27 protein-coding genes are annotated in these 26960 nt (G+C 45.5%); 15 read left to right on the forward strand and 12 right to left on the reverse strand.

Features of this window, described 5'->3' with window-relative positions; genetic code table 11:
* Positions 1–760 precede the first annotated feature (760 nt).
* Both ACVBIL_RS07685 and ACVBIL_RS07690 read left to right on the forward strand, forming a co-directional pair.
* Positions 761–1015, forward strand: a complete 255-nt coding sequence (locus ACVBIL_RS07685) for a YkgJ family cysteine cluster protein (protein WP_447166391.1) — start codon at positions 761–763, stop codon at positions 1013–1015.
* 53 nt (positions 1016–1068) lie between these two features.
* Positions 1069–1518, forward strand: a complete 450-nt coding sequence (locus ACVBIL_RS07690) for an Rrf2 family transcriptional regulator (RefSeq protein WP_447166392.1) — start codon at positions 1069–1071, stop codon at positions 1516–1518.
* On the opposite strand, the gene ACVBIL_RS07695 is transcribed toward ACVBIL_RS07690, so the two are convergent.
* From ACVBIL_RS07695 to gpmM, 4 genes are read right to left on the reverse strand one after another with little or no spacing between them, the layout of a single operon-like run.
* Complete coding sequence (locus tag ACVBIL_RS07695) at positions 1504–2259, reverse strand: divergent polysaccharide deacetylase family protein (RefSeq protein WP_447166393.1); 756 nt, start codon at positions 2257–2259, stop codon at positions 1504–1506. The genes ACVBIL_RS07690 and ACVBIL_RS07695 overlap by 15 nt on opposite strands.
* A gap of 6 nt (positions 2260–2265) precedes the next feature.
* A complete protein-coding gene (locus ACVBIL_RS07700) occupies positions 2266–3471 on the reverse strand; it encodes a S41 family peptidase (RefSeq protein ID WP_447166394.1) in 1206 nt (401 codons plus the stop codon).
* 33 nt (positions 3472–3504) lie between these two features.
* The gene (locus ACVBIL_RS07705; RefSeq protein ID WP_447166395.1) at positions 3505–4638 is read right to left on the reverse strand and encodes a murein hydrolase activator EnvC family protein; all 1134 of its coding nucleotides are present in this window, start codon (positions 4636–4638) and stop codon (positions 3505–3507) included.
* A gap of 10 nt (positions 4639–4648) precedes the next feature.
* Complete coding sequence (gpmM, locus tag ACVBIL_RS07710; RefSeq protein WP_447166396.1) at positions 4649–6193, reverse strand: 2,3-bisphosphoglycerate-independent phosphoglycerate mutase; 1545 nt, start codon at positions 6191–6193, stop codon at positions 4649–4651.
* A 238-nt stretch (positions 6194–6431) separates the two neighbouring features.
* On the opposite strand from gpmM, the gene ACVBIL_RS07715 reads away from it, so the two are divergent.
* The 7 genes from ACVBIL_RS07715 (at position 6432) to ACVBIL_RS07745 (ending at position 13203) form a co-directional block, all read left to right on the forward strand.
* The gene (locus ACVBIL_RS07715; protein ID WP_447166494.1) at positions 6432–6866 is read left to right on the forward strand and encodes a rhodanese-like domain-containing protein; all 435 of its coding nucleotides are present in this window, start codon (positions 6432–6434) and stop codon (positions 6864–6866) included.
* A 230-nt stretch (positions 6867–7096) separates the two neighbouring features.
* Positions 7097–7582 (forward strand): protein-export chaperone SecB, encoded by a 486-nt coding sequence (secB, locus tag ACVBIL_RS07720; protein WP_012275179.1) that lies wholly within the window; start codon positions 7097–7099, stop codon positions 7580–7582.
* Positions 7583–7586: 4 nt separating this feature from the next.
* On the forward strand, positions 7587–8603 hold the full coding sequence (gene gpsA / locus ACVBIL_RS07725; protein ID WP_447166495.1) for an NAD(P)H-dependent glycerol-3-phosphate dehydrogenase: 1017 nt from the start codon (positions 7587–7589) through the stop codon (positions 8601–8603).
* A gap of 96 nt (positions 8604–8699) precedes the next feature.
* Complete coding sequence (locus tag ACVBIL_RS07730) at positions 8700–9884, forward strand: NAD(P)/FAD-dependent oxidoreductase (RefSeq protein ID WP_447166397.1); 1185 nt, start codon at positions 8700–8702, stop codon at positions 9882–9884.
* 261 nt (positions 9885–10145) lie between these two features.
* Positions 10146–11099 carry an HlyD family secretion protein gene (locus ACVBIL_RS07735; RefSeq protein ID WP_447166398.1) on the forward strand — a complete coding sequence of 318 codons (954 nt, stop codon included), beginning with the start codon at positions 10146–10148 and terminating at the stop codon, positions 11097–11099.
* A complete protein-coding gene (locus ACVBIL_RS07740; RefSeq protein WP_447166399.1) occupies positions 11096–12061 on the forward strand; it encodes an ATP-binding cassette domain-containing protein in 966 nt (321 codons plus the stop codon). Before ACVBIL_RS07735 ends, ACVBIL_RS07740 begins: the two co-directional genes overlap by 4 nt.
* Entirely contained in the window at positions 12058–13203 is a 1146-nt protein-coding gene (locus tag ACVBIL_RS07745) for an ABC transporter permease (protein WP_447166400.1), read from the forward strand. Before ACVBIL_RS07740 ends, ACVBIL_RS07745 begins: the two co-directional genes overlap by 4 nt.
* Before the next feature lie 355 nt (positions 13204–13558).
* On the opposite strand, the gene ACVBIL_RS07750 is transcribed toward ACVBIL_RS07745, so the two are convergent.
* Positions 13559–13693, reverse strand: a complete 135-nt coding sequence (locus tag ACVBIL_RS07750; protein ID WP_447166401.1) for a hypothetical protein — start codon at positions 13691–13693, stop codon at positions 13559–13561.
* Between the two features lie 173 nt (positions 13694–13866).
* Here ACVBIL_RS07750 and ACVBIL_RS07755 point away from each other — a divergent pair, with 173 nt between their 5' ends.
* The gene (locus ACVBIL_RS07755) at positions 13867–14337 is read left to right on the forward strand and encodes an NlpC/P60 family protein (protein WP_447166402.1); all 471 of its coding nucleotides are present in this window, start codon (positions 13867–13869) and stop codon (positions 14335–14337) included.
* 62 nt (positions 14338–14399) lie between these two features.
* Here the strand turns inward: ACVBIL_RS07755 and ACVBIL_RS07760 are convergent, their stop codons facing one another.
* Together ACVBIL_RS07760 and ACVBIL_RS07765 are read right to left on the reverse strand one after the other, a co-directional pair.
* A complete protein-coding gene (locus ACVBIL_RS07760) occupies positions 14400–15329 on the reverse strand; it encodes a hypothetical protein (protein WP_447166403.1) in 930 nt (309 codons plus the stop codon).
* Positions 15330–15352: 23 nt separating this feature from the next.
* Positions 15353–16678, reverse strand: coding sequence for a BamA/TamA family outer membrane protein (locus tag ACVBIL_RS07765; RefSeq protein ID WP_447166404.1), 1326 nt, complete (start codon positions 16676–16678; stop codon positions 15353–15355).
* Between the two features lie 347 nt (positions 16679–17025).
* Between ACVBIL_RS07765 and mog the strand changes: the two genes are divergently transcribed.
* Positions 17026–17559 (forward strand): molybdopterin adenylyltransferase, encoded by a 534-nt coding sequence (gene mog / locus ACVBIL_RS07770; protein ID WP_447166405.1) that lies wholly within the window; start codon positions 17026–17028, stop codon positions 17557–17559.
* Between the two features lie 324 nt (positions 17560–17883).
* Here the strand turns inward: mog and ACVBIL_RS07775 are convergent, their stop codons facing one another.
* The 5 genes from ACVBIL_RS07775 to ACVBIL_RS07795 all read right to left on the reverse strand — a co-directional run bounded on the left by ACVBIL_RS07775 (position 17884) and on the right by ACVBIL_RS07795 (position 22002).
* On the reverse strand, positions 17884–18114 hold the full coding sequence (locus ACVBIL_RS07775; RefSeq protein ID WP_447166406.1) for a hypothetical protein: 231 nt from the start codon (positions 18112–18114) through the stop codon (positions 17884–17886).
* Between the two features lie 47 nt (positions 18115–18161).
* Positions 18162–18413, reverse strand: coding sequence for a superinfection immunity protein (locus ACVBIL_RS07780; protein ID WP_447166407.1), 252 nt, complete (start codon positions 18411–18413; stop codon positions 18162–18164).
* An 86-nt stretch (positions 18414–18499) separates the two neighbouring features.
* Complete coding sequence (locus ACVBIL_RS07785) at positions 18500–19645, reverse strand: ABC transporter permease (protein WP_447166408.1); 1146 nt, start codon at positions 19643–19645, stop codon at positions 18500–18502.
* 25 nt (positions 19646–19670) lie between these two features.
* Complete coding sequence (locus tag ACVBIL_RS07790) at positions 19671–20405, reverse strand: ABC transporter ATP-binding protein (RefSeq protein WP_447166409.1); 735 nt, start codon at positions 20403–20405, stop codon at positions 19671–19673.
* A gap of 10 nt (positions 20406–20415) precedes the next feature.
* On the reverse strand, positions 20416–22002 hold the full coding sequence (locus ACVBIL_RS07795; protein WP_447166410.1) for an alpha/beta hydrolase: 1587 nt from the start codon (positions 22000–22002) through the stop codon (positions 20416–20418).
* A gap of 91 nt (positions 22003–22093) precedes the next feature.
* Between ACVBIL_RS07795 and ACVBIL_RS07800 the strand changes: the two genes are divergently transcribed.
* From ACVBIL_RS07800 to ACVBIL_RS07815, 4 genes are all read left to right on the forward strand, one after another.
* Positions 22094–22468: a GntR family transcriptional regulator gene (locus ACVBIL_RS07800; protein ID WP_447166411.1), complete on the forward strand. Its 375-nt coding sequence runs from the start codon at positions 22094–22096 to the stop codon at positions 22466–22468.
* A gap of 50 nt (positions 22469–22518) precedes the next feature.
* Positions 22519–23361, forward strand: a complete 843-nt coding sequence (locus ACVBIL_RS07805; RefSeq protein WP_447166412.1) for an ABC transporter ATP-binding protein — start codon at positions 22519–22521, stop codon at positions 23359–23361.
* Positions 23358–24662: a hypothetical protein gene (locus ACVBIL_RS07810; RefSeq protein ID WP_447166413.1), complete on the forward strand. Its 1305-nt coding sequence runs from the start codon at positions 23358–23360 to the stop codon at positions 24660–24662. Before ACVBIL_RS07805 ends, ACVBIL_RS07810 begins: the two co-directional genes overlap by 4 nt.
* A gap of 292 nt (positions 24663–24954) precedes the next feature.
* On the forward strand, positions 24955–26751 hold the full coding sequence (locus tag ACVBIL_RS07815) for an AMP-dependent synthetase/ligase (RefSeq protein WP_447166414.1): 1797 nt from the start codon (positions 24955–24957) through the stop codon (positions 26749–26751).
* Positions 26752–26960 lie beyond the last annotated feature (209 nt).

Here is a 26960-nt window from a genome sequence, read left to right on the forward strand (position 1 = left end):
ATCCATATAGGTCGCGTGAAAAGAGCGACTCCCGATGTCGAGTAGATTATTGCTCCTGCATAATCGACATTTCCGCCTTCTGATGTTTAGGATTAACAAATGCCTTGGTGGCATGGATGCCAAGGAAAGGCCCTGGCGGTCACCACTGCTACGCGCTACAAGATTGCAATGTACTTCGTACATAAAACGCAACCTCTCCGCCCCCATGTGTTCACTGCGTGAACCGATTCGGTCATTTCCATGCGCCACTTTTATTTTCACTTTTGTAAAAGTGAAGACAAAACCGTATTCTCGAAAGATAAGTGATAAGCCCGTTGCTAACGCAACGGGCTTTTTTCGTTTTTGTCTGGCCTCTTTATTACGAGAATTAACCACTCGAACATGGGGAAGTAAAAAGTCAGAACCTAGTGAGGCTCAATAACCATGTGCACGTCTTCTCGCTTTGGCAAGCTAGCGACTTAAAAAGAATCTAGTATCGTGCGTAAGCACTTTGCTAAAGGAGTGGCCACTCCCTGCCGCCCATGATCTGCGTGACATTTGTGCTTCCATGCATTTCGTAGTTTAGTTGGTTAGATTTTTCATATTCTGCTATCGGCATGATGTTTTCTGCCAAATTTTGGTAATCATGCAATAAAAAGAGTATGCACTGATCACGGATTTCTAAACTGATTGACAGGCTTGCTGTATAGTGTGTGACGTCGCACAACTCTCTGTTGATTGATCCCGCTATAATAGCGTTTATATATGTTAAGGCTATAAAATGAATTGTCGCTTAGGTTGCGGTGCATGTTGCATTGCGCCATCTATTACAACTCCTATTCCAGGAATGCCAGATGGCAAACCCGCTGGGGTTAGATGCATACAATTAGATGATGGCAATTTATGTAAGTTGTTCGGACAAGCACTAAGACCTGTCGTATGCGGTTCATTTGCTGCTACCGAAGATGTTTGTGGTAAAACGAATGCTGAAGCTTTATGGCTAATTAGTTCTTTGGAAGCAGCTACTGGTGCTTAATACCATCTTTTATAAAACTGCGTTTAAATACGTATTTTACGGATTGTGAATCAATGCAATTAACTCGTTACACTGATTATGGTTTAAGAACGTTGATGTATTTAGCGTTGCACTCTGAGCGTGAATCACTATTTCGGATCTCTGAGATCACGGAAGTGTTTGACCTGTCTGCAAACCATATTTCTAAAGTGGTTCATCACTTAGGTAAGTTAGGTTATTTGCAAACCGTTCGAGGTAAGAGCGGTGGGTTTAAGCTTGCTAAGCCAGCATCGGAGATCAATATCGGCCAAGTGGTGCGCGCTTTAGAAAACTCTTTGGCACCTATCGACTGCAGTAAGCCATATTGTTTGTTTACTCCAGCTTGTAAGCTAAAAGGTGTGTTGGCTGATGCCGTGAATGCTTATTTGGCTGTGCTAGATGCCTACACTCTAGATATGATCGTAACCAATAAGCAAGATCTTAAGTCGTTACTACCAGACCTATCTATCTCAATCTTGCAGTAAAGCTTTATCTGACAATGGCTTGGTCGCTACACGTTGCGGTAACAGCAGTGAGGTGTGCACCAAGTCGATATTAGCGCCCTGCAATCTATGTAGGTTTTCATTAAGAAACTCAATTGTTTCTGGGTAGGGATGGGCAATAACCACTATCTTGCGTTTTGTCTGCGCTAAAGAGATAGCATAGTTAAACTGCTTTTCTAATCCTACTGTCGATCTGTCGTTATCTAGAAAAATCTCCCTTCTTAGTAATGGTACTCCCATGGACTCCGCCATAGCGCCAGCTTGGGTAAATTTAGTGGTCATGCTATCGATAAAATACAAATCGTGTTGCTGCAATGACTCCATGACCCAGCGCATAGGGTCGTTGAGCTGAGTCAATAAACTCCCCATATGATTATTGGCACCACTAGCATTCGGTACACTATTGATTGAGTCTGTAATTTGAGCTTTTAGTTCAGTTTCGCTCATGGTGTTAGTCAAAGCGCCTGGACCAATGGCTTTGCCGTTTAATGCTTGCATCGGCAGATGAACTAAAATTTCATTACCTTGTTGATGGGCCTTTAAGGCAAGACTTTTGCCTAATGGTGTATGTGGTAATACAGAAAGAGTGATATTGGCCGGGAGGCTTAACACGGCCTTATCAGATTGACGATATCCAATATCGTCAATGATGATGGCAATTTTGCTGGCGAATACACTTGAGCTTGGTAATAACAAAAATATCAATAAAAGAAAGTAGCGCACTGATTATTATTTTTCTGCTTGGATCCATGCAATAGCCGAGTTGACCAATTTATCTTGAGCAACAGACTCACGGAGTGAATTTGTTTCGATTATAGGCATACTTTCATCATCTGATACAGCTTCAAGTTCGATTTTTATATCTGGTTCAATACCTTTGGAGTTTATGTCTTTGCCATTTGGCGTGGTGTATTTGGCTATGGTCAGTTTTATCGCATTGCCGTCCATTAACGTCGGAATTAGGCTTTGTATGGTTCCCTTTCCGAAGCTTGTCTGGCCTATTAACTTTGCACGACCATTTTCTTGTAAAGCTGCAGCGAGTACTTCTGACGCAGATGCTGAGCCTTTATTGATGAGTACCGACAGTGGAATATTGGTCGCCATGGTTTGTGGCGAGGCGAAATAATCGGAATTAGCATCAAAGAAACGTCCTTCTGTTGCAACTATTCGTCCTTTATCGAGAAAAATATCTGCGATAGTTATCGCTTGATCTAGCAGGCCGCCTGGATTATTTCTCAGGTCGAGAATGATGCCGTTTAACTTTTCTGGCTGCCAATCTGAAAGCTGTTTAACCAACGCTGGAGTGGTATTTTCTTGAAAACTAGACAGACGTATATAGCCAATTTTATTGTCTAAGATCTCCGCTTCTACTGAATTTATTGCGATAAGGCTTGGGCTAATAGTCACGGTATAGTGAGCCTTTGAATTGGCCCGTAACATTTCCAATTTGATCGGGCGTTTGTCGATACTATGTTGTTTAATCTCTTGAAGAATACTCTCTAACTTTTCAGCGGTAACTAACTGGTTATTGAGTTTAATTATGCGATCACCGGGTTTTATTCCTGCAGCTTCAGCTGGCGATTTTGCAAAGGGGGTTACTATGGTAATTTGATCGTTATCTGTGGCTATTTCGACACCAAAACCAAAGTATTCACCACTGTTACTGTCTTGTATGTTGGCAAATGTCTGCTTATCTAAAAAGCTTGAATAAGGATCGAGCTTATTAAAAATCCCCTCGATTGCGGCCTCTATAAGCTCCTCTTCAGAGAGTTTTTGTACATAGTAGGTTTCTATGGTGTCGATAACATCGAGCAGAACAGGGTAGTTGATGTGGGAATTATATTGTGGGGTATGCTCTTGACCGGATAAGGTGACGGATAACCCCAGCGCTAAGCCTGCAATTACGCAGCTGAAGTAACGTATAAATTGTGACATAGAAACCCCTTATATACTAAGGGGTTGTATGGCCTAACGTTTGCAATACCTTGCAGGATCGACAGCTTGCCCCTTGTGCCTTACCTCAAAGTATAGGCCAGGCTCGGTCTGTCCACCCGAACGTCCAACTAATGCAATCGACTCACCTCTACTTACGGCGTCTCCGGCATTCTTTAAAAGTGCCTGAGCATGGCCATATAAACTCATGTAACCTTTGCCGTGATCGACAACTAAAACCATACCAAAACCACGTAACCAGTCAGCGTAAATCACCTTGCCGCCTGCAATGGCTGTCACATTCTGTCCTTCAGAGGCAGAAATAGTGACACCTTTCCACTTAACCTGACCGGAACGTCGACTACCAAAGGCTGACTTTATGCGGCCTTTAGTGGGCCACTTTAGTTTTTTACGGCTAGATAACCCTTCATATGAAGGGTTATCTTTCATTGCAAGTAAGGCTTGCTCAACCACTCTTTTAAGACTGGCTTCTTCGATTTGCAGTTGTTCGAGTTTCGCACCACTATTACTCAGGGTTCTTTGCAACTGCGTTAGGGTGCTTTGTCGTTGAGACTGCTCTTGATTGAGGGTTTTAGCTTGCTGTTGCTGCTCAAGCACCAATTTATTAAGACGGCTTTGTTGCTCTTGTTGAGCAGCTTGAATTTGGTCTAATTCTTTTAAGGTTGTCTGTAATTGATTTATTGAGTCAATACGAGCGTCATTCAAATATTGATAATAAGCCAGTAGTCGCTCAATGCTTGCTGGAGACTGCTGATTTAACAACATTTTACTGTAATCGTGATTCCCCGCTAAATAGGCACTTGCAAGTTGATTAGACAGTGATTTTTGTTGTGCTTTTTTTAATTTCTCTAACTGAAGCTGTTTACTGTCTAGTTGTGCAATTTTCTTGTCTGTTTTGCCAAGGTCTTGCTTGGTTGTGTTTACTTTTCTTGCCGCTTGAGCAATCGCGATTTCATCCTCTTTTAATAAAGAAACTAATCGCTCTCTTTGTTTGCTGGTATTTTTTACCGCGGACTGCTGCTTGTTAATCTGAGCTTGAATCGATTTGAGCTCAGACTGACGACGCTCAATATCGGTCGCATGAACCGCTAACGGAAGTGATAGAAAGCCAGCAATAATGCTGGCTTGGATTAAAAATCGAATGTTCACGTGTTAGTTTTTACTCTTTGATTTTTATAATCGCGCGGCCTGTCATCTCTTCAGGCACTTCTTGTCCCATCAAGGTTAACATAGTCGGAGCTAAATCACTCAAACGTCCGCCTTTTTCGATCTCTGCCTCACGTCCAACATAGATTAATGGCACGAGTTCGCTGGTATGTGCCGTGTGGGCTTGACCCGTTGACTCATCGGTCATCTGCTCAGCATTACCGTGGTCGGCAGTAATCAAACACTCACCACCCACTTTTTGTAGTGCTTCAACAACACGACCAATACAGGTATCGACGGCTTCACAGGCTTTAACTGCTGCGTCGAAATTGCCAGTATGGCCAACCATGTCACCATTTGGGTAGTTACAGATAATGACGTCGTACTGAGTTGACTCAATGGCTGCAACCAATTTATCGGTTAACTCGGTAGAGCTCATTTCAGGTTGTAGATCGTAAGTCGCCACTTTTGGAGATTGGATCAAAATGCGGTCTTCGCCTTTAAACGGATCTTCTTTACCGCCGTTGAAGAAGAAGGTCACATGCGCATACTTCTCTGTTTCAGAGATACGTAGCTGAGTTAGATCTTGATTCTGTAGTGTCTCACCTAAGGTATTAACTAAATTGCTCGATGGATAAGCGATTGCGGCGTTAATATTGCCAGCATATTCGGTCAGCATCACAAAGTTGATTTTTGGTGTAACGGCTCGCTCGAAACCATCGAAGTCGACATCGACAAAGCTACGGGTGATCTGGCGAGCGCGGTCGGCGCGGAAATTCATAAAAATCAGTGAGTCATTATCGGCAAGCTTAGCAATATTGCCCTGAGCATCAGGAATAACCGTACTGCCAACAAACTCATCATTCTCATTACGAGCATAAGCGGCTTCAAGCCCTTCAACGGCCGTTGTTGCTTGGTGTAAACCTTTGCCTTCGGTGATCAGCTCGTACGCTTGTGATACCCGATCCCAGCGGTTATCTCTATCCATGGCGTAGTAACGACCAATAAGAGAGGCGACTTGACCCGTGCCTAAGCTGCTAAATAGCGCTTCAAAGTGAGCTAGACCCGATTTAGCGCTGCGTGGTGGTGTATCGCGACCATCTAAAAATGCATGTAGATAGACTTTGTTAGCGCCACGTTTGACCGCAAGACGACACATGGCTTCGATATGATCTTGGTGGCTGTGAACGCCACCTGGAGATAAGAGCCCCATGATATGGACCGCACCATCGGCTTTAATTGCAGCATCGACGGCTTCAGTCAGTGCTGGATTGTTATCAAACTCACCGTCATCGATAGACTTGCCGATACGCGTTAGCTCTTGGTAAACAATACGACCAGAACCAATATTGATGTGTCCGACTTCTGAATTACCCATTTGGCCGTCGGGTAAGCCAACATCAATACCAGAACCTGAGATTAAACTGTTTGGATATTGGGCATTTAACTGGTCTAGAACTGGTGTCTTTGCATGAAAAACAGCATTTTTCTGTGTGTTTTCACGGTAACCCCAGCCATCGAGGATCAACAATGCCAACGGGCGTTTGCGTGTCGTCATGGTAGTACCTTTAAGTTTAAAAAATAAGATTTAAATCGGAATTGGTTAAATCTTACTACCAATTAGCATCATGCATAAAGAAATTTACTTAGATTGCGGTTATCGAATCGTACTATCGATGTTATTTGCAGGCCGCAGAGACTCAGCAAGCGTGACTAACATTCTGTATTCTGCCCCAAGCGATGGTATACTCTGTGCCCTCATTATATTTGGCCCTGAAAAAAGTAGGCAGTTAACGATGCAAGAATATATGGAATTTTTTAAAGCTAACCCAATGTTAAGTTTGGCGTGGGTTGGTTTATTCGTTGGACTTATCGTTGTGGTATTTAAGTCTAGCGTGTCTAAAGTTAAAAATGTGAACCATCAAGAAGCCACCCAGATGATGAACAAGCAAGATGCCAAAGTGGTTGATGTGCGCGGCAAAGAAGAATTTAAGAAGGGTCACATCGCTGGCGCTATCAATGTTCCGCTAGCTGATATAAAAAATAATCAGCTTGCTGCCCTTGAAAACTCAAAAGCGAGTCCCATTATAATGGTATGCAACGCTGGAATGACTTCGTCTCAAGCGGCTCAGCTGATGGTTAAGCACGGTTTTGAAAACGTCAACAACCTGAAAGGTGGTATGGGTGAATGGCAGTCAAATAACTTGCCTGTTTCAAAAAGCAAAAGATAGAAGTGTCGGTGTGGCCATTGCTTTTTTGTTAAGTAATTGATTAGAGTGTTAGCGCTTAACTTATAGTGGTTACCGGCATTGAATTGAGGGACATGGTCCCTCCAAAAAAGCGTCTGTTGACTAAATAAATCAAGAATGGGGACAGCAAATTAGATTTATCTATGATTGCCAAGCCCTGAGACTGGCTCTTTTGAAGTAGCCTCATTAACATTTTTTTAAGGTAGGATAGTATGGCTGAAGTAGCAAACAACGAACAACAAGGTCCACAATTCAACATTCAACGTGTTTATACAAAAGATATCTCTTTTGAAACACCAAACAGCCCAGCTGTTTTCCAAAAAGAGTGGAACCCAGAAGTTAAGCTTGATCTAGATACTCGCAGCAACAAACTATCTGATGACGTATATGAAGTGGTACTGTCTTTGACTGTTACTGCTAAGAACGGCGAAGAAACGGCTTTCCTATGTGAAGTTCAGCAAGCGGGTATTTTCGCTATCGCTGGTCTAACTGAGCAGCAGTTAGCTCACTCTCTAGGTGCATATTGCCCTAACGTTCTTTTCCCATATGCTCGTGAAGCAATTGGTAGCCTAGTTAGCCGTGGTACTTTCCCACAACTAAACCTAGCACCAGTTAACTTTGACGCACTATTTGCTCAGTATGTTCAACAGCGTCAAGCTGCTGCAGCTGATGCACCAGCAGAAGAAGCTAACGCTTAATCGCATGAAAAACACTGCCGACATTACGGTACTGGGGGCGGGCTCTTACGGGACCGCCCTTGCCATTTCTTTAGCGAGTAATGGCCACAGAACCATGCTTTGGGGCCACGAACCCGAGCACATAGAAAACCTGAAAAACGATAAGTCTAACGAAGCGTTTTTACCGGGTATTCCACTCCCTGACTTACTGATCCCAGAAGCTGACTTAGCGACTGCATTGGCAGCATCTAATAATGTGCTAGTGGTTGTCCCTAGCCATGTATTTGGATTAGTGTTGACTCAAGCTAAACCACTTTTGCGTAAAGACTCTCGTATTGTATGGGCAACCAAAGGCTTAGAGCCTGAGACTGGCCGTTTAATACAAGATGTTGCCCGTGAAGTGTTAGGCGATGAGTATCCATTAGCGGTGTTATCAGGGCCAACGTTCGCTAAAGAACTTGCAGCAGGTATGCCGACTGCGATTTCGATTGCGGGTACCGATCCTCAATTCACTAACGATTTAGTTGAGTTGTTGCATAGCCCTAAGCGTCTGCGAGTTTACGCCAATGATGACTTTATAGGTCTGCAATTGGGCGGCGCAGTTAAAAACGTTATCGCTATTGGTGCAGGCCTTTCTGACGGTATCGGTTTTGGCGCTAATGCTAGAACGGCGCTTATCACCCGCGGCCTCGTTGAGTTGACTCGACTGGGTGAAGCTATGGGGGCGCAAGCCTCTACCTTTATGGGTATGGCTGGGCTAGGTGATTTGGTACTAACGTGTACCGATAACCAGTCTCGTAACCGTCGCTTCGGTTTAGCATTGGGCAAAGGCTCAGATGTTGAAGCAGCTCAAGAAGAGATTGGTCAAGTGGTTGAAGGTTATCGCAACACTAAAGAGGTCTACACGCTAGCTAAGCGTTTAGGCGTCGAGATGCCGATTACCGAGCAAGTTTACCAAGTTCTGTATAAGGGTAAGTCTCCGGTTGATGCCGCTAAAGAGCTGTTAAGTCGCGAGAAAAAGTCCGAAACATCGGCTGATTAGTGTTTTGTGCAAGAATATGACAAAGGGTGCTAAAATAGCGCCCTTTTTTATGCCTAGCGTTTGTGCCTAGGTGAAGCTTACTTTAGGAGTTATCGAGTGAAACATCATGACGTCATCATTATTGGAGCTGGAGCGGCAGGCCTTATGTGCGCAGCCTCTGCAGGTTACCGTGGCCGTGATGTATTAGTGCTTGATAACGCTAAGAAAGCGGGCAGAAAAGTCCTGATCAGCGGCGGTGGCCGTTGCAACTTTACTAATCAAAAAGTCGAGCCGGCAAACTTTATCTGTGGCAATAGCCACTTTGTTAAGTCAGCATTAGCCCGTTATCGTTCGAGCGACTTTATCGATTTGGTAGAGCGTCATGGCATTGAGTACCATGAGCGCGATCATGGCCAGCTATTTTGTAATGACTCAGCAAAAGAGATCGTGACCATGCTGCTTACCGAGTGTGAGTGGGCTGGCGCGCAGATTAAACTACGCACTGAAATCAGCGCGATAAGTAAAAATGCCGATGGCTTGTTTGAAGTGCAAACCGATAAAGAGCAATACAGCTGTGAATCACTGGTTGTGGCAACGGGCGGTTTATCAATGCCAAAGCTAGGTGCATCGCCGTACGGCTACCATATTGCAGAGCAGTTTGGCTTAAGGGTGTTGTCGACTCATGCCGGGCTCGTGCCTTTTACTTGGCATAGTGACCAAAAGCAGCGCTTTGAACCGCTATCGGGTATTGCCGTACCCAGCACCATTACCGCAAAAAATGGCACTCAATTTAGTGAAGCTCTGCTATTTACTCATCGCGGCTTATCTGGCCCAGCGATTTTGCAGATTTCAAACTACTGGAACCCCGGTGAATCGATAAGTATCAACCTCCTTCCTGGCGAAGATGTGCGTGCCAAGATTGATCAAGCTGTTGAAGCGAGTCCAAAGCAGAGCCTACGCAATGCCTTGTCGCAATGGCTACCAAAGCGCTTGGTTGAAGTATTATTTGAAGAGGCGCTGCTTAACAAAGCACTCAATCAGCTGATACATGTCGAGCGTGAGCAGTTGGCTGTCGATCTTGAGGCTTGGACATTGGTAATGAATGGCACCGAAGGCTATCGCACAGCAGAAGTCACCCTAGGTGGCGTCGATACTAATGAACTATCATCTAAAACCATGGAGGCAAAGTCAGTCTCAGGCCTATACTTTATTGGCGAAGTAATGGATGTCAGTGGTTGGTTAGGCGGGTTTAATTTTCAATGGGCCTGGAGCTCAGGCGTTGCCGCAGGGCTGGATGTGTAACTTGTTGTTTTGGAGTAATAAAGTTGCTATTCTTAGCACGCAAGAATTCTATCAGCGCGCACTACAAATACACTTCTGAGCGCGCTAAAGCGAACTTGACTCGTATCGACCGCAACATAAAAAAGAGTACTTAGGTGCTCTTTTTTGCTATCTACAGCCACATAAAAAAGAGTTAAATAATAACAACTAACATGCTTGATTAGTCATCAATTCCGCGTATCTTGGTCAGATAAGTATTGAGTTTAGTGCAGATTTTTAAGGATGCTAATTGTGCGCATACTGATGATTATTTCTTCTTTGTTGTTGACGCTGGCGGCGTGTGATAACGGCTCTAAAAATGTGGCGCTCGGCAGTCTAGAGCGACAGCGTATCGCGTTAACGGCAACCACCAACGAAGTGGTCGTGGCACTGCCTGTTGCTCAAGGTAGTATGGTGACCAAAGGTACTGTGCTGGTGCAACTAGATGATACATTACAAAAAGCTCAGGTCTCTAAGGCGCTTGCCGATGTGGCGCAAGCCAATGCAAATTATCAGAAGCTACTTAAAGGTGCCCGTGAGGAGGAAATTGCAGCCGCTAGAGCGAATGTGTCTGGCGCGCAAGCAACGCAGCAAGAGAGTGAAGCCAATTACCGCCGAATTGCTAGCATGGCAAAAGATAACTTAGCCAGTCAATCCAACCTTGATCGCGCACTGGCAAATCGGGATTTAGGTAATGCCAATCTTGAGAATGCACAGGAGCATCTGCGAGAACTGCTCGCAGGCTCGCGAGTCGAAGATATTCGTTCTGCCGAGGCAAATTTAGAAGCTGCTGAGGCCGTATTACTGGGTGAGCAAAAAAAGCTATCAGACTTAACTATCCGAGCGACCCGCGATGGCATTCTAGATAACTTGCCATGGAATCTTGGTGAGCGGGTGACTCAAGGCAGTCCGCTTGCGATAGTGCTAGCCGGGAAAGCCCCATTTGCACGCATATACGTCCCCGAGCCGTATCGGGTAAAGATAAATATTGATGACACCTTGCTCGTTTATGTCGATGGTATCGATGACCCTATCGAGGGGCGAGTGCGTTGGATCGCTAACGAGCCTGCTTTTACTCCTTACTATGCGCTAAACCAACAGGAGCGAGCACGGTTGATGTATCTCGCTGAGGTGCAACTCCCAGATAGTTCAGCTTCATTACCCAGTGGTGTACCAGCTCAGGTTGAGATGCCATGAGTCAGTCGGTCATCAAAAACAACCTGTCGGTTAACAGGAACAACAATCCGGTCATCAAAACCAAAGCTTTATGCCGTGACTTTGGTAGCTTAAAGGCGATTCAAAATCTTGATTTTGAGGTTGAGAAAGGCCAGATTTATGGCTTTCTCGGCCCCAATGGTTGCGGTAAAACCACGGCTATTCGCATGTTAACGGGCTTGTTATTACCGACCTCCGGTGAGATTGAAGTGCTAGGGCTTAAGCTGCCTCAAGATGCTGAAAAATTACGGTTGAAAATCGGCTATATGACGCAAAAATTCTCTTTGTACGATGATCTAACCGTTAAAGAAAATCTTAAGTTTATCGCTAAAATCTACGGCCTATCTCGACGTGAACAAACCACGCGCATTCAAGAGTTACTGCACACCTATGGCTTAGGTGAAAAAGCCGATCAACTTGCAGGCAGCATGAGCGGAGGCCAGAAGCAGCGATTAGGGTTAGCGGCTGCAACCATACATAAACCTGAGTTACTGTTTCTCGATGAGCCGACCTCGGCAGTCGATCCTGAGAATCGGCGTGATTTTTGGGAGAAGCTGTTCGATCTGTGTGAACAGGGCACCACCATTTTAGTATCTACTCACTATATGGATGAAGCTGAGCGTTGCCATAAGTTAGCGATATTGGAAGCGGGGGTAAAACGGGCCGATGGTTCGCCCGATGAGCTGATGCAAAATATGGGCGCACAGGTAGTCGAGGCTGAGTCGAGTAACTTAAGGCAGTTAAAACAAGTGCTGATGGCGCTTCCTGAGGTGATCAGCGCCGCGCAACTTGGCTCTAGATTAAGAGTCTTAGTTAAAGATAGCTGTAACGACCCTATCGATCTATTATCGCAACAGACCTCACTCTCTTTAAATGCGCTGAATATTGTTAGGCCAAGCCTTGAGGATGTATTTGTTACCTGTACGGGTAAGGGGCGCCAATGAAGACGCTTTACCGAATACAGGCGATTGTGATGAAAGAGCTGACTCAGCTCAAACGCGACCGAATGACCTTTGGTATGGTGGTGATGATCCCACTTATTCAGTTGATGCTATTTGGTTACGCCATTAATACCAATATTCGTGATATCCCTGTTGGTGTGGTCGATCACAGTCAAACCGCCTTAAGTCGTGTGTTAATTCAAACCGTACGAGCTACCCAAGTGGTGGAGTTTACTCAGCATTTTTATGATATAGACAGCGCTCAGGCCGCAATTGCTCGGGGTGAAGTGCGTGCAGTATTAGTGATCCCCAACGATGTTAGCCAACGCTTAGTGCGTCACCGAACGGTAGGCTTTGGCACGCCGCCCTCAAGCGATGAGGAAACCAGCCGCCCAGTGGCACAATGGATTGTCGATGGCTCCGATACCATGGTCGCTGCTGCAATAAAGGGCTTGCGTGCAATGCCCTTAACCGAACTGCTTGGGCAGCCGGCCAATCGTACCACGCCAACCTTTGAGGTCGCGCTGTTTTATAACCCTGAGCAGCGCACTGCGGTGAATATTGTACCTGGGCTGGTGGGGGTCATTCTGACGATGACCATGATAATGTTCACTTCAGCCGCCATCGTACGCGAGCGTGAACGGGGCAATCTAGAGATGTTGATCACCACACCTATTCGTCCTATAGAGCTGATGCTGGGTAAAATCATTCCCTACATGTTTATTGGCATCTTGCAGGTCATTATTATTCTCGGGCTAGGTTACAGCATTTTTAATGTGCCAATGAATGGTAGCCTTTTACAGCTAGCGAGCGCGACATTGCTGTTTATTATGGCAAGCTTAACCTTAGGTTTGGTCATCTCCACGATTGCTAAAAGTCAGCTGCAATCGATGCAGATGACTATTTTTGTGCTTCTGCCGTCGATTCTTCTGTCTGGATTTATGTTCCCTTATGAGGGTATGCCTGTGGCGGCGCAGTATATTGCTGAGGCGCTGCCGGCGACCCACTTTATGCGACTTATTCGGGGTGTGGTACTGCGAGATGTTGAAATTATCGATATGACTTATGACGTGACTTGGTTGGCGATATTTACCGTGATAGGGCTGATTATTGCGTCGATGAGGTTTAAAAAGAATTTAGGCTAATAATCGATTTAAAGTGAACGAGTGTATGAATTAATATTTAATTCTCCTGCATACTCGTGATTAATTATTGCCTAATAGTGAATGGTAAGTGATTATTTATTGTTGATTTTAGTTAGTGTTGTTGGATGTGAAAATTAAAATGAGCTAAATGCGTTTTGAGTTTTAATAATGCTCAAGGCTAAAAGTCGCAGTTAAATACTAAGGCTAGGTTTTTGATATAGAGATTTTTAAGATAGCGACATTCAATATGGAAACTTTTAATCTTGAACCTTGAGTCATATTCGCGAGAATAAAGAATGTCGCCGCGATAGTCACCAGAACATTAGCGATAATGACATTCTGCGCGGCAGTATATTCAGTTATAGCCAAGGATGTAGCTTGTGGTCTCATCCTCTTGTTCGTCTAGATTGACATTCTCTTCGAGAAGCACGGAGTCCTCTTCGCCAGTTTTTAAGTGGATAAAGTCATTCTGAGTATATTTGTTAAACAACTGTTTTTCCATCATCAAATCCTTTGGGTTATTAGCGCGTATATCTATGTATAGTTTAAAAATAACAATTTGAAAGTTTTAATAAATAAATAATTGGCTTCTGGTTAGATTTTAATTTTATATTTATATGACTAAGTTATTATTCAAATGATTGTTTAAATAATGGGATTAAGATGAGAACCTTATTAATTGTATTGTTAGCCGCGATATTAAGTGCATGCTCAAGTGCCCCATCAGAGTCAATCGTCTCGGGTAATGCTCAGTTACTTTCGAGTGAGGAGCAGACAAAAAGCCAATTAATACAAATGCATCGACAATGGAAAGGCGTGCCTTATCGCTTAGGTGGCATGAGTAAAAAGGGCATAGATTGCTCTGGATTTGTGGTGCAGACCTATCAGAGCCGCTTTGGCATGCAGCTGCCAAGAACGACAGAAAAGCAGAAAGATATCGGTAAAAGCGTCAGTAAGAGTCAGCTCCGCGTTGGTGACCTGGTTTTTTTCAAAACGGGCTGGAGTACACATCATGTGGGGATCTATATCGGGGATTCGCAATTCTTACACGCGTCAACGAGCAAAGGTGTGATGATTTCTAGTTTGAATAACAGTTACTGGAAGCAAAAATATTGGTTATCGAGACGGCCATAATCGATTATCCCAAAGTGCTAGCAAACTTGAGCTAGCACTTTGCAAACCCGAAACTGTAAGGTTTAGAAGCGACGACCTACAGAAAGCAAAACTTGATCCCAGTTTAAGAATCCGTATTCGATAAATATGTTCCACTCATCTTTAGGGCCAAAATCGTACACCATACTGACCGACATATTGTGGCTTTCTGCGCTGACTAAATGCACGTCATAGTCGATATTTAGTGCCCCTAAAGCTGTTTTAAATTCATAATTACCGCCGATTTTTTGGTTAATCATCTGGTAGTTGTAACCTACTAAGAAGGCAAGCTTATCGCCGCCGACATCGTATCTTTGCCCCATACGCACTGAGGCGATATAGGTTTGAATCGTGCTGTCGGTCGTCGTAGTCCACGAGTTGGTAAACGCCGCTACACCGGTAAAGATAAACGGATGCATCCCCGGGATCACTTCTGCTTGCCCTGCCAGCACCGCGCCTAATCCTAAGTTGTAGGCGGTGTACTCGATAGGAATAGGTAGCACCATGTTGAGCCCATTGCTAGTTACACTCCCATTAATCATGATTTCGGCATTACTTAGATCGGCGAGGATATCTTTATGCCCCTTAGTGTAGCCAGCAAGACCGTACACATTTAGGAATGGCAGCACCCAAGCATCTGCTCTAAGCTGAATACTTTCATCTTCACCAGTAATGATCACATCATCGGCGGGGATCACCACATTGGCATTAAGCTTGTTAAACAAGCCTGTGCCCGTTAGGCCAAGATTGAAGTTGTCTTTGGCATCGTAAGCAACTGATTGCTTGTTGTAATAGATATTAAAGCCGACAGGAATGGGCAACTCATAACCTAACTCACGGGCTTTATCGCCCCAAATAGGCAAATGGCTCCAGTGAGCAGGCTGTTGGCGTTCAATATCGGCCGTGTCGCTATTGGCGCACACATTAAAGGTGATGGCATTTAGTAGCATCACAATCACAAGGTGTTTGTTCATTTATCTCGATCTCAGGAGTGTATTTAAAAAGCTTCGGTAAAGGTGAGGTAAAAACCGCTGTCATCATCGCTAAAACCGAGATCGACACGGACGTTCATCCTAGGTTGCAACTCATAGCGGTAGCCAAAGCCATAGCTATATAGCAGTTTTTCGTATAGCTGGGTGTTAGTGCCTGCAATTGAGCCAACCCCCGCCCACAGCGTTGCACCGTGAGCTGACAGTTCGCCGTTATCACGCAAGAAGGTGTGACGGTATTCTATGGTGTGTTCAATCGCTTCGCTGTCGCGGTATCGTCCTTGGTAGAGGCCGCGAAGTGATGACTGACCGCCTAGTGTCGGCAGATCATAGTAAGGCACTTCGCCTTCGCTCCACTGATAAGCGTTGTAAAAAGCCAGCACTTTGCCTAAGGCTAACGTGAGGTAATAGCGGTGGTCGAGTAGCATCTTTTGGTACTGGTTATCGCTACCAAAGCCAGAATTGTAATTGATATATTCAACATTCAGATACTGACCCTGCCAGGCGTTTACCGTGACATCACGGCTGTCGTAATTGATTGAAAAACCTAAGCCTACAGACAAAGGCTTATCTTTAAATTGTTGAAAATTGTCATCATCAATCGCCGTCGGTGGCAAGCTATTCTGGTCGGGTTCGAAGTAATTGACTCGCAGCGCAGGGCCGAAGTAGAAGCCGTAATCACTCTTAAAGTCTAAGTTGGCGTGATAAGTCAGCGAGGTCTTATTCAGTAGGGTGTCGTCAGATGCCGACTGCTGTTTACCTGCGTCATAACCCACACCCCAGAAGTTCTCACTCTGATCCGCTAATACAAACAAACCGTTGTAACGGATATCATCGTTATCAAAAAATAGATTTTGTCTCGAGCGCAGGCTGTAGCCCATGTCACCATCGCCCTTATTGGCAATCGCAAACAGTGACACGCTAGAGCGCTGCAAGTCTCTCTGTTCTCGCTCGGTTTTAAAGGAGTAAAGACCGCCAAGTGCTAGCATTAAGCCGTTCTCTGGTGTGAAAGCAGGTCCACCCAAAATATCGAACATGGCTAAGCCGTTTTTAGCAATATGGCTGCGATTGGCGTAATCAAGGTCGGTTTGCGCTTTATCGATCTCATCGCATGCCAGATCGCTTTGGCATTCATCAGCTTTATAACTAAGGTCATCCATGGCCTGTTTATAGGCTTGGCTGCGCTGTTCGGCTTCATCCTGACTTGTGAAAAATGGCAGTTCGTCACTTTTAATGGGTAGCTCTAGCTGGGTTTGAGTGGCGTTGACTATGTTGCAAAAAAGGATCGTTGCTAACGCTAAAGTGACGCGCAATAAGCCTTGTGTGGTATTCAATTAGTGTGCCTCTGGCATGGTGTGAATTCTGCTGAATCCGAGTAGGCGCAAGAGTACGGTAGAATTTATCGAAAACAAGTGTTGCTACAGGGCGTAATATCAAAAAAATTGCGACTTATATCTCGTTTGCAGTAAATGGTTTTTATTCTGTTGCTATTTTGAACGGGAGTGGGGTGTTGGTGAGGGAATAGCCAATAAATTATGGTGTCGCAGTTTTTGCATTGAACCCAACATTTATCGAGTTTAATTTGTTAACTTTGTGCTACTTTAACGCCAGACTATAGAGACGCAAACGTTCACGATAAACTAAGCCAAGTTTATCCATGATCAGATTAAAGGAACAGAGAATGAGCAAAGCTAAAATCGGTATTGTAACGGTAAGTGATAGAGCCAGCGCGGGTATCTATGAAGACCTCTCCGGTAAGGCGATTATCGACGTACTGAACGAATACCTCACGTCTGAGTGGGAGCCTGTTTACGAAGTGATCCCTGATGAACAAGATGTGATTTCAGCAACCTTAATCAAGATGGCTGATGAGCAAAACTGTAGTCTTATCGTTACGACGGGTGGCACCGGCCCTGCTAAGCGCGACGTAACGCCAGAAGCGACAGAAGCGGTATGCGATCGTATGATGCCTGGTTTTGGTGAGCTGATGCGCGCCGAATCGCTTAAGTTTGTACCGACAGCCATTTTATCGCGTCAAACAGCTGGCCTACGTGGTGACTCACTTATCGTTAACTTACCGGGTAAGCCTAAGTCTATTCGTGAGTGTTTAGACGCGGTGTTCCCAGCAATTCCATACTGTATCGATCTAATGGACGGTCCATTCTTAGAGTGTGACGAGTCAGTCATCAAGCCGTTTAGACCTAAAGCTAAGTAATTAAAGATAGGCGTATCGGTCTCTCTTTTTGAGGGTCCTACTGGCGCGGGTAGCGAAATGAGCACCCGCGCTGTCGATATTAGCCACCTTTACGGGCAATAATATTAGCACTATAGCCCGGAGCAGCAGTAGACTAGGGATTGCAATAAAGTGGGCGAATAGGTTTGGTTCTGTGCTGAAATTAAGCCAAAGCAACAAGCTCCAGCATGGGAGTAAGTAGCTCAAGCTTAACACTCATGACTGCTGTTAATTGTCGCGAATGGCGACAGCATAGGCTTAGAGCTAGCCTTATTAACCTATGAGTATGGTAATTGAAGCAAGCAATTACAGTGAGTTGATGGTCGACTTCAGATCGTAGCTGCTGTCAGTCACAATTTTTTCAAGCACTTCTACCCGCTGCTCTAAATGTCGGTTCTGTTTACGCAGTAACTCAAGTTCGTTGTTAGTGATCTCTGAGCTGGTGATTTTGCGCGACTTTAAATAATGTTTAAAGGCTTCACCCGCAGTAGCAATGGCGACAATAGAGATAATCAAAATAATAAGAGGTAAATCCATAGCGATGTTCCTTAGGTTTGAGAGTGTTCCATTTTTGATTGCTAGCGTTAACTTTTAGCCTTATCCCGATTCGCATATTTATCAACGGCCTTGCCAGTTACCGCCCAAACCATCACGCCACCCCATGCAATCAGTGAAAAACCCGCCGGGATACAGGCGAGTAAAATAAGTTTGAAGTGCTTGCGGTTAAACACTAATGCCAGCATGGCGGGTAGAAACCAAATAACCACTACCACAACAGCAAGCATTGCCATAAAAGCATAGTTATCACTGGCTAAAATGTTATCAATAAATTCCATTTTTATTTCCTCATTCCTTAAAGAGTCATTTAAATCTGTAAGGGCTCTACGGGTGTAAACTCCCCGTAAAGCCCAGTAACTTTCGGTTATAAACCAAACACAATCTTCTCGCTCTTTAGTGACTTCTGCATACCTACAGCAAGACCTAGGGCGATAGCCAAGGTTAGAGCGGATGACACTGCTAGCTGCATCATTGGTAGCTCGCGGCCTTTAATAAACTCAATTAGTGCCTGTAGCTGGCCTGAAACCGGTAACCACTGAATTGTTTCTGGTGCAATATTGTAGCTAGCTGCCATGGCTAACATCATAGGCACCATCAACACGATAGTGATGTACGACTGCGCCTCCTTAAAGCTCTTAGCCATAAAGGACACAAATAGCTGTAAACAAGCCGCCATAATCGCGACTGGCGCACCAACAACAATCATCATCAGAATAAAGTTAATGTTTAAGCTCACGGCAAAACCTAACTCTTGCCAAGGTACAAAGGCGTAAGCGAATTTAGAGACGATGAGCGTGAGGACGAGCCCCACCATGGCAAATACCGTCACAGCGGCAATCTTAGCAATCACGATTTCCCAGGTCGAAACCGGATGGCTTAGCAGTAAGGCTAGCGAGTTACGCTCACGCTCACCGGCACTGGTGTCGATGGCGAGGTTCATGCCTGAGATAAATACCGCGTAGATCATGGTCATGGTGGCTAGGCCTAAGATCATACCGGCCTTTGAATCTGGCGTGGCTTCATCTTCAACATTGAGCTTAATGGGTTGCATTACTCTAGGATCGATGCCGCGGGCAATCAGGCGTAGGCTACCCATCTCGCTACTGTATTCGCGTAAACGGCTTTCTAGGCGACGAATAGAGATCTGGAGTTTTTCATTTGAGGCATCGGCAATCAGCGTCACTTCGGCGCTAAGCCCTTTAGCCATGTTGGCCGCATAGTCCTCACTGATGATCAGTTGAATATCTTTAGTCTCTGTCTCTTCAGCGCCATCACTCTGAGAAATTCCACGGCTAGAGAGGAACTTTACGAGGTCTGGTGCGCCATTGGCGTTATCAATCTTAATATTGAGATCTTCTGGGCTGGTAAGCTGACCAATCAACAGAAAAAACATACCGCACATCAGCAGTGGTGCGCCAACAGCATAATAAAGACCTGCCATGACTGAGCGCTTATCGCGAGCCGCATCGATCAGCTCTTTGCGGATCATTGCGATTATTTTATTACTCATTTTGAAATCCTTTTATCGCCAATAATTAGGCAGCGATGCCTTCGTCGGTACCAATTAGTTGAATAAAGGCATCTTCGAGCGAGTCCTTACCGGTTTGCTGGCACAATGCATCTGGGCTGCCTATGGCAACCACTCGGCCTTCGGCCATCACTATCACTTGATCGCAAAGTGCGGCGACTTCTTGCATCACATGGCTTGAAAACAACACGCAGTGACCTTGGTTTCTCAAGTCACGTAAAATATCGCGCAGTACCCGAGTACTCATGACATCAAGGCCTCGCGTTGGCTCATCGAGAATGATATTGGTAGGCTGGTGGACTATGGCTTGTGCCAACGCCGTTTTCATCCGTTGGCCTTGAGAAAAGCCTTTGCATTGTCTATCGGCAATATCGGCAAGGTGTAATTTCTCAATCACACTGCTGGTGGCGAGCTTAGCTTCTTTGCGAGACAAGCCATTAAGCTCGGCAAAGTAGCTAATGTATTCCCGCGGGGTTAAGCGCTCATACAAACCAAATGGGTCAGGGAATAAGCCTAATTGTTGCTTGGCAGCGACCGGTGATACCGCGATATCAATACCATCGATTTCGGCGTTACCATTATCAGGCTTTAAAAGGCCAAACACGGTGCGTAAACAGGTGGTTTTACCCGCGCCATTTGGGCCGAGTAGACCGGTAATTTGGCCATCTAACGCTGAAAAACTTAAATCATCCAGCGCCTGCACATCTCCGATGCGTTTTGATAAATTTGATACTTTGATCATGGTGGTTTCCTTACTTATTCAGGGCTGTTTGTTTGTCTATTTGTTCATCTTTTTGCTTAGTACTGTCACTAGGAATGGCTTCTACTGTACTGGCATTGAGATAGAAGTTGCGGCGAATATCTTCCTGTAAGCACTTAGCATCTAGCTCTGCTACAGAGCCTTGTTCAACGAGCTCTGCAATAAGGTCATTACCACAAGACTGGTAAGCCACGCCGTGAGTCGCATAAGGGGCGACAAAGTGTTTAGCATTGGTTAGCTTTTCCATGGCAAGCTCTCCCCAGCTTGGTGGCGTAGCGGGGTCTAACTCACCAGAGAGCAATAGGGTCGGGATATCACTGGCAATGGGGTCGCTAAAGTTGGCATCGACCGCAGGCATATTCCACACTGCGCAGGAGTCGGCAAAAGTTTTTAGCATCTCTTTACCAAAGTAGCTCTCGCTGGTTTTGGCTCGCAGCTCAGGTGTAAGACGCTGCCAATCTTCACCGCATACCACCGAGGCATGCATACCCATGGCGATACCCGCATTGTCTATGCCCATAGCGTATAGGCCCGTCACAGGTTGAAAGTTACCTTTAGCGGCTTGATGAATCGCATGGGGAATAAGCGAGCGAGTACTTGGCGAATACAGTGCCATGCGCAGCGCACCTTTGAACTTACTACGGGTCATGGTCAGTTGTGTCGACTCGCCAGTGAGTGGGTCGGGCACTTGGCTTATTTTTGGCGCTTGTGTTAGCTCAGCATCGACCTTTTCAAGATCGGCTCTAAGCTCAGGGAATTGTGCATGACAAAGACTGTTGTTGGCGCAATCTTCGATAAGCAGATCGAAGGCGCGGGCGATGGCGTTGCCAATAGCGAGTACACTTTGCTGCATAGGCACTACGCCATCTAGGGTGACCGTAGCCAGGTGCTCAGGATAGTGACGCATATACAGTTGCGCCATACGCGTGCCGTAAGACACGCCGTACAGGTGCAGTTTTTGATAACCTAAGTGCTGTCTAACCGCTTCAAAATCTTTAAGTGCGCTAAGGCTGCCGTATTGGGTGACGTCGGCTTCGAGGCTATCTAGGCATTTTTGGGTTTCAACCCGGGTATCAAAATCACTTTCATTAACCGCCAGAGCACTTTCAAAGCCATCGCCAATACATTGCAGTGGGCTCGACTGACCAGTGCCGCGCTGGTCGATAAGAATGACATCTTCAGTTTGACGCACTTTAGTCAGCATGCGATCGAAGCCTTGGGCGTTCTCAATCGCCGATTGCCCAGGGCCGCCGGCAATGGCTAGCAGTGCTGTTTTTTTATCGCTTGGTTTGATGGCTGGCATCACCACATAATGAATTTGAATCTGTTTGCCATCTGGCTTGGCGTAATTCTCAGGAACCGAGATAGAGCCGCATTGCATCTGCTCCGATAATCCGTCGACATAGCAAGCTTGTTGATTGTTGAGATTTGAGCTGTCAGCAGTGACGGAAGGAGTTTCGGCTTGAGCTGGAAACATTAAAAAACCTGCACTAAGCAATACACTCGTGGCAATACGTTTATGACGCCACAACGCCGATGAAACCTGAGCGTGTAATTGAGTGTACATTCCATGGAGCATGATACTGATTCCTTTTTGCAATTTAGCGCATCTATGTTAACTTTGTTACTGTATCGGTGTATCAATGTATTAATACAGTGACTAAAGGCTAATGTTAGAACAATTAAATGTCAACCCCAGCAGTGGTGAACCTATTTATCGACAATTGAACCAGCAGATTGTGCGTTTAATTGTGGGTGGTCAACTACAAAGTGAGCAAGTCTTGCCGTCAGTGCGCCAAATGGCTGAGCACCTTACTGTAAATCCAATGACAGTCTCACGTGCGATTCAGCAGTTAGTTGAGCAAGGTTGGTTAGAGCGCCGCCGTGGTCAGCCCACTCGTGTGGCTCAAAGAGGGCAAACTGAAGCAACGAATAGCCAGCAACTACTCTATCCGCAAGTGGATGCGTTAGTCGCACAGGCGTTACAGCTAGGAGTGAGCTTAGATGAATTACACGCCTTGTTGACAGAGCGCTGGCAAAAGTAACGCCCAGTAAATGAATACGCTTAGTTGAAGCGATTAAAGGACAAATTTCGATGGAAACGAACGAAACGCCGACGTTAGCATTCACTCAGGTAAGTAAGCGCTTTGATGGGAAAAGCGCATTAAAATCATTGGATCTGCAGCTCTATCCCGGTATGGTTGTGGGGTTGCTAGGGCAAAATGGTGCGGGTAAGTCTACCCTGATGCGCTGTGCATTGGGGATCATGGAGCCCTGCTCTGGTGAGGTGCGGGTACTCGGCTCGTCTGTCAATGAACTCAGCTCTAAGCTTAAGACTCAAATAGGCTACGTGCCGCAACAACCCTTTGGCTATGAAGGTTTTAGCGTAACAAAAGCGCTCGATCTGCACCGTAGCTTTTATCCCGAGTGGGATATCGCGTTAGAAACTGAGTGGTTGCAACGTTTCGACCTTGATCTCAAGCAGCAAGTCCAGCGCCTATCTGTGGGGCAGCGTCAATCTTTGGCCTTGATCATGGCTATGTCTTACCGCCCAAAACTGCTGATATTAGATGAGCCTGTTGCCAGTTTAGATCCCATCGCGCGGCGTAAATTTATGGCTGACTTGTTTGATCTCGCCATCGAGTCAGGCTCTTGTGTATTGTTTTCCTCCCATATCACCTCTGATCTTGAACGTGTTGCCAGCCATCTTGCGTTGATTAAGAACGGTGAGTTAGTGCTGTTTAAAGAGATTGATGAGCTACGTGAACAGGTCAAATTGCTGAGTCTTGAAGATGATGCTCAGCTGCCTGATGATCTAGCGGTGTTAAATCGGCAGGGAAACAAGGTGCTGGTGGATAATTATCAGCATAGCTTTGCTGGCTTGCTTGCGGCAGAACCACTTAATTTAGAGCAGCTATTTATGGAGCTGCACTCATGAAGCACGGCTTTATCATGTCAGGAAAATGGCTAAAGGGGTCAGTGCGGCTTTGGTTATTTGATCTCGGCTGCGTCAGCTTTCTTGGTGTGGGCTTACTGGGGTTGATTATGGCGCTAGGGTTGCCGTTTCTGCTGCCCGATGATGCGGAGCGAAAAATAGATACTCTGCTGCTGTTAATGAACATGTTTGTTGCCTCTACGTGCGTGGCGATTGGGTGGCAGATGAACCGCTTAGCGGCAACCGAGTGGGCCATATTAGTGCCGCAATATCGCCAAAGTGTGCTGTTGCAGGCTTTAGCATTATTTGTCGCGAGTATGGCTATCGCCCTGATGTTTCTAGTGGCTCATGGCTCGTTGGAGAACATAGATGAATTGCTGATGACACAGTTTCTTGGCCTAGGGTTTGTGTACCTTAGCCTGACAAGGAGCAATGCCTTTCATCTGTCATTTCTGCTGTATATCTCTTTACCTATGCAGCCATATTTAGTTGGGCATTTACCCCAAGGCGGACCCTTTCTATTACTGTTTGCCGTTTTGGTCTTAGGGGCGGTTTTATGGCGCAAGCTCTCTGGTTTAGGTTGGAACAGTAAGGCGCGCAGCGTGTATCTTAATGGTCTGGAGATGGGTTGGCTTTGGTTTCCATCGCCACAGTCTTCTAGTTGGTTAAATCGACTCGAGCGTAGCTTGCATCCGGCTAACTATTTTATTGGCCCAGTGTTTAGCATCATGTTATTTGCTATGCCGCTACTGGCTCTGCTGTTAGCTGTTGCAGCTCACTTTATGGCAGTTCAGTTTCCGGTATTGATTTTACTGGTGCAATTTAACTGTATCTTATGTGGCATGCTGCATTGGAGCCGGATCCAGCGCTGGCGTGCGGTTGAAAGCCTGTACGTACTACCTGGCTTTGATGGTAAGCAGGGAATGATTGATGCCTTTATGAAGGCGCAATATCGATTGTTAGCCATCTTAGTGATTAGCATGGTTGTCACTGCGAGCTTAGTTAGCCTGTTAAACCCTGTGATTACGGTGTCTATTTGGCTACATATTGTATTAACCGTTCTGTTTGGCTGCGCGGCTACATTGGGGTTAGGCTCTATGTGTCGTAACTCGATGCAGATATCGGGTTTGATTTTCTTAGTGGGCTTACTGTCTGGCTGGGCTTCGATAGGGTTATCAAATATCGAAACGGGTGAGCCGGTATGGAATTTAGTGAAATGGGATCTTCTATTTTTACTGGTCTCGATATTCACCTTGTGGGCAGCAAAACAACGCTTATGGCGAGGTGATCTACTGCGCTCATAGGCTGATATCAGGCTTAGAAAACGCTAAACTCACCAAGATGGTTAAAATTTAATCTATTTGTTTGTGCTGGAAATCGCACGATATTGCTACAGGTGTTAATAAACTATTTTTGTTTTAACTTAGATGCTTAGCTTAAAAGACTTGCTGTTAAATAAAGGCTATTCACATCGCAGGACGGTCTTTTTTTGTGTCTGAGTTAACAAAAATAGAGCAAAAACTCTTAGTGTTTAGAGCGTCTTCTAGTAGACTTGCCGAAAAGCGGAACACTTGTAAGCTAAAAGGTAGTTATTTTATGTCGCTCGAGCAATATCACGTAGTACGATTAATACAGCAACAGAGCCAATCACTTGGCGACGCTATTGCGCTCGAAGGATTCGAAACTGCAGCGCCTTGGCATCAAGTGAGCTGGACTCAATTCGATACCATCACCTCTAAAATTGCACGGGTGTTAATTCAGTTTGGTATTGAATCCCATGACCGCGCAGTTATTTTGTCGCAGAACTGCCCGCAGTGGACCTGTGCCGATTTGGGCTTACTCAAAGCTAAAGCTGTCGTTGTGCCTATCTACCCGACTAGCACTATGGAGCAAGCGGCTTACATTGTTAACGACGCAGCCGCCAAGCTGATTTTTGTCGGTGATGCGGTGCAGTATGCAATGGCATGTGAGCTAGCTGCACAATGCGATAGCCTGACAAGTGTGGTGGTTTTCGACCAATCCGTTGAGTTACAAGATAAGCAAAACCATTTTTATTTGGATGATCTACTTGCGCGTGAACTTGATGTGGCAGCAGACGCTGAACTTGAAAAGCGTTTGAACGACAAGAATTTAGATGATCTACTGACGCTAATTTATACCTCAGGCACAACGGGCGACCCTAAAGGCGTAATGCTTGATTACCGCAACATTGCCTCTATGGTGCGTCAGCATGACACATTATTACCTTTTACTCCTGGTGATGTGTCGTTAGCATTCTTACCGCTTAGCCATGTATTTGAGCGCGGTTGGAGCTTCTACGTATTGTGTCGTGGTGGCCGTAACGTATACCTGTCTAATCCAATGGCGGTAAAAGAGGCGATTGTTCAAGTTCGTCCGCACACATTATGTGTGGTGCCGCGCTTCTTAGAAAAAGTGTATAGCGCCGTACAAGATAAGGTGATTAAAGCACCTGATATGCGCCAAAAAATGTTTACCTGGGCAATGTCTGTTGGTCATAAGCAGTCTGAAGTGGGCCAAGGTCGCCATAAAGCATCATTGGGCTTAAGCTTGCAGTGGAAATTAGCCGATAAGCTGGTTTTCAGTAAGTTAAAGCAGGTGTTAGGTGGTCGTCTTAAGTTTATGCCTTGCGGCGGCGCAGCACTAGATCCAAACGTCAGTGCTTTCTTCCAAAGCATCGATGTACCTGTGCTATGTGGTTACGGCATGACAGAAACGACGGCAACGGCGACCTGTAATACCTTGGCTAACCGCGTTCCCGGTTCTAACGGCCAGGTACTACCAGAAGTTGAGATTAAACTCGGTAAAGATAACGAAATCATGGTTCGCGGCGACACTGTGATGCGTGGTTACTACAACCGTCCAGAAGAAACTGCCGAAACATTTGAAGATGGCTGGTTGAAAACCGGTGATGCGGGTCGTATCGATGAAAACGGTAACTTGTTTATCACTGACCGCATTAAAGAGCTCATGAAAACATCAAACGGTAAGTATATTGCGCCGCAACGTGTTGAAGGCAAAGTCGGTTGTTGCCCATTCATCGAGCAGGTAGCGATTGTTGCCGATGCGCGTAACTACGTAACCGCGTTAATTGTGCCAGCATTTGAGTCGTTAGAGGCTTGGGCAAAAGAGAAAGGCGTAAATTACGAGTCGCAGCTGGATCTATTGCGTCATAGCCACGTGGTTGAGCATTTTGAGCAGCGTCTTAAGACATTACAAAGCGAGCTAGCTGGCTTTGAAAAGATTAAGAAGTTTACCTTGTTACCCGATGCATTCTCGATGGAAGCAGGCCTTATTACCCCAACCATGAAGCTACGTCGTAAAGTGATTTACAACAAGTACGCTCGTGAAATCGATAAGATGTATAGCCGCTAATACGCGCTTAAGTCATCGTCATTTAGTGAAAGGCACGCATTAGCGTGCCTTTTTTATGTCTGGAACATTTATGCCAACACCCATGGACGGATAGTGTTGGTATTTGTGTCTGGCCATAAATGTTGCATTCATTTATTGGTATTTCCACCTGCAAATCTTTAATTCCAGCGCAGTTAACCGCAATTGCGTTGCAGCTCTTTTAAGCCTGC

It is taken from the genome of Shewanella sp. 125m-7, from assembly GCF_052977045.1.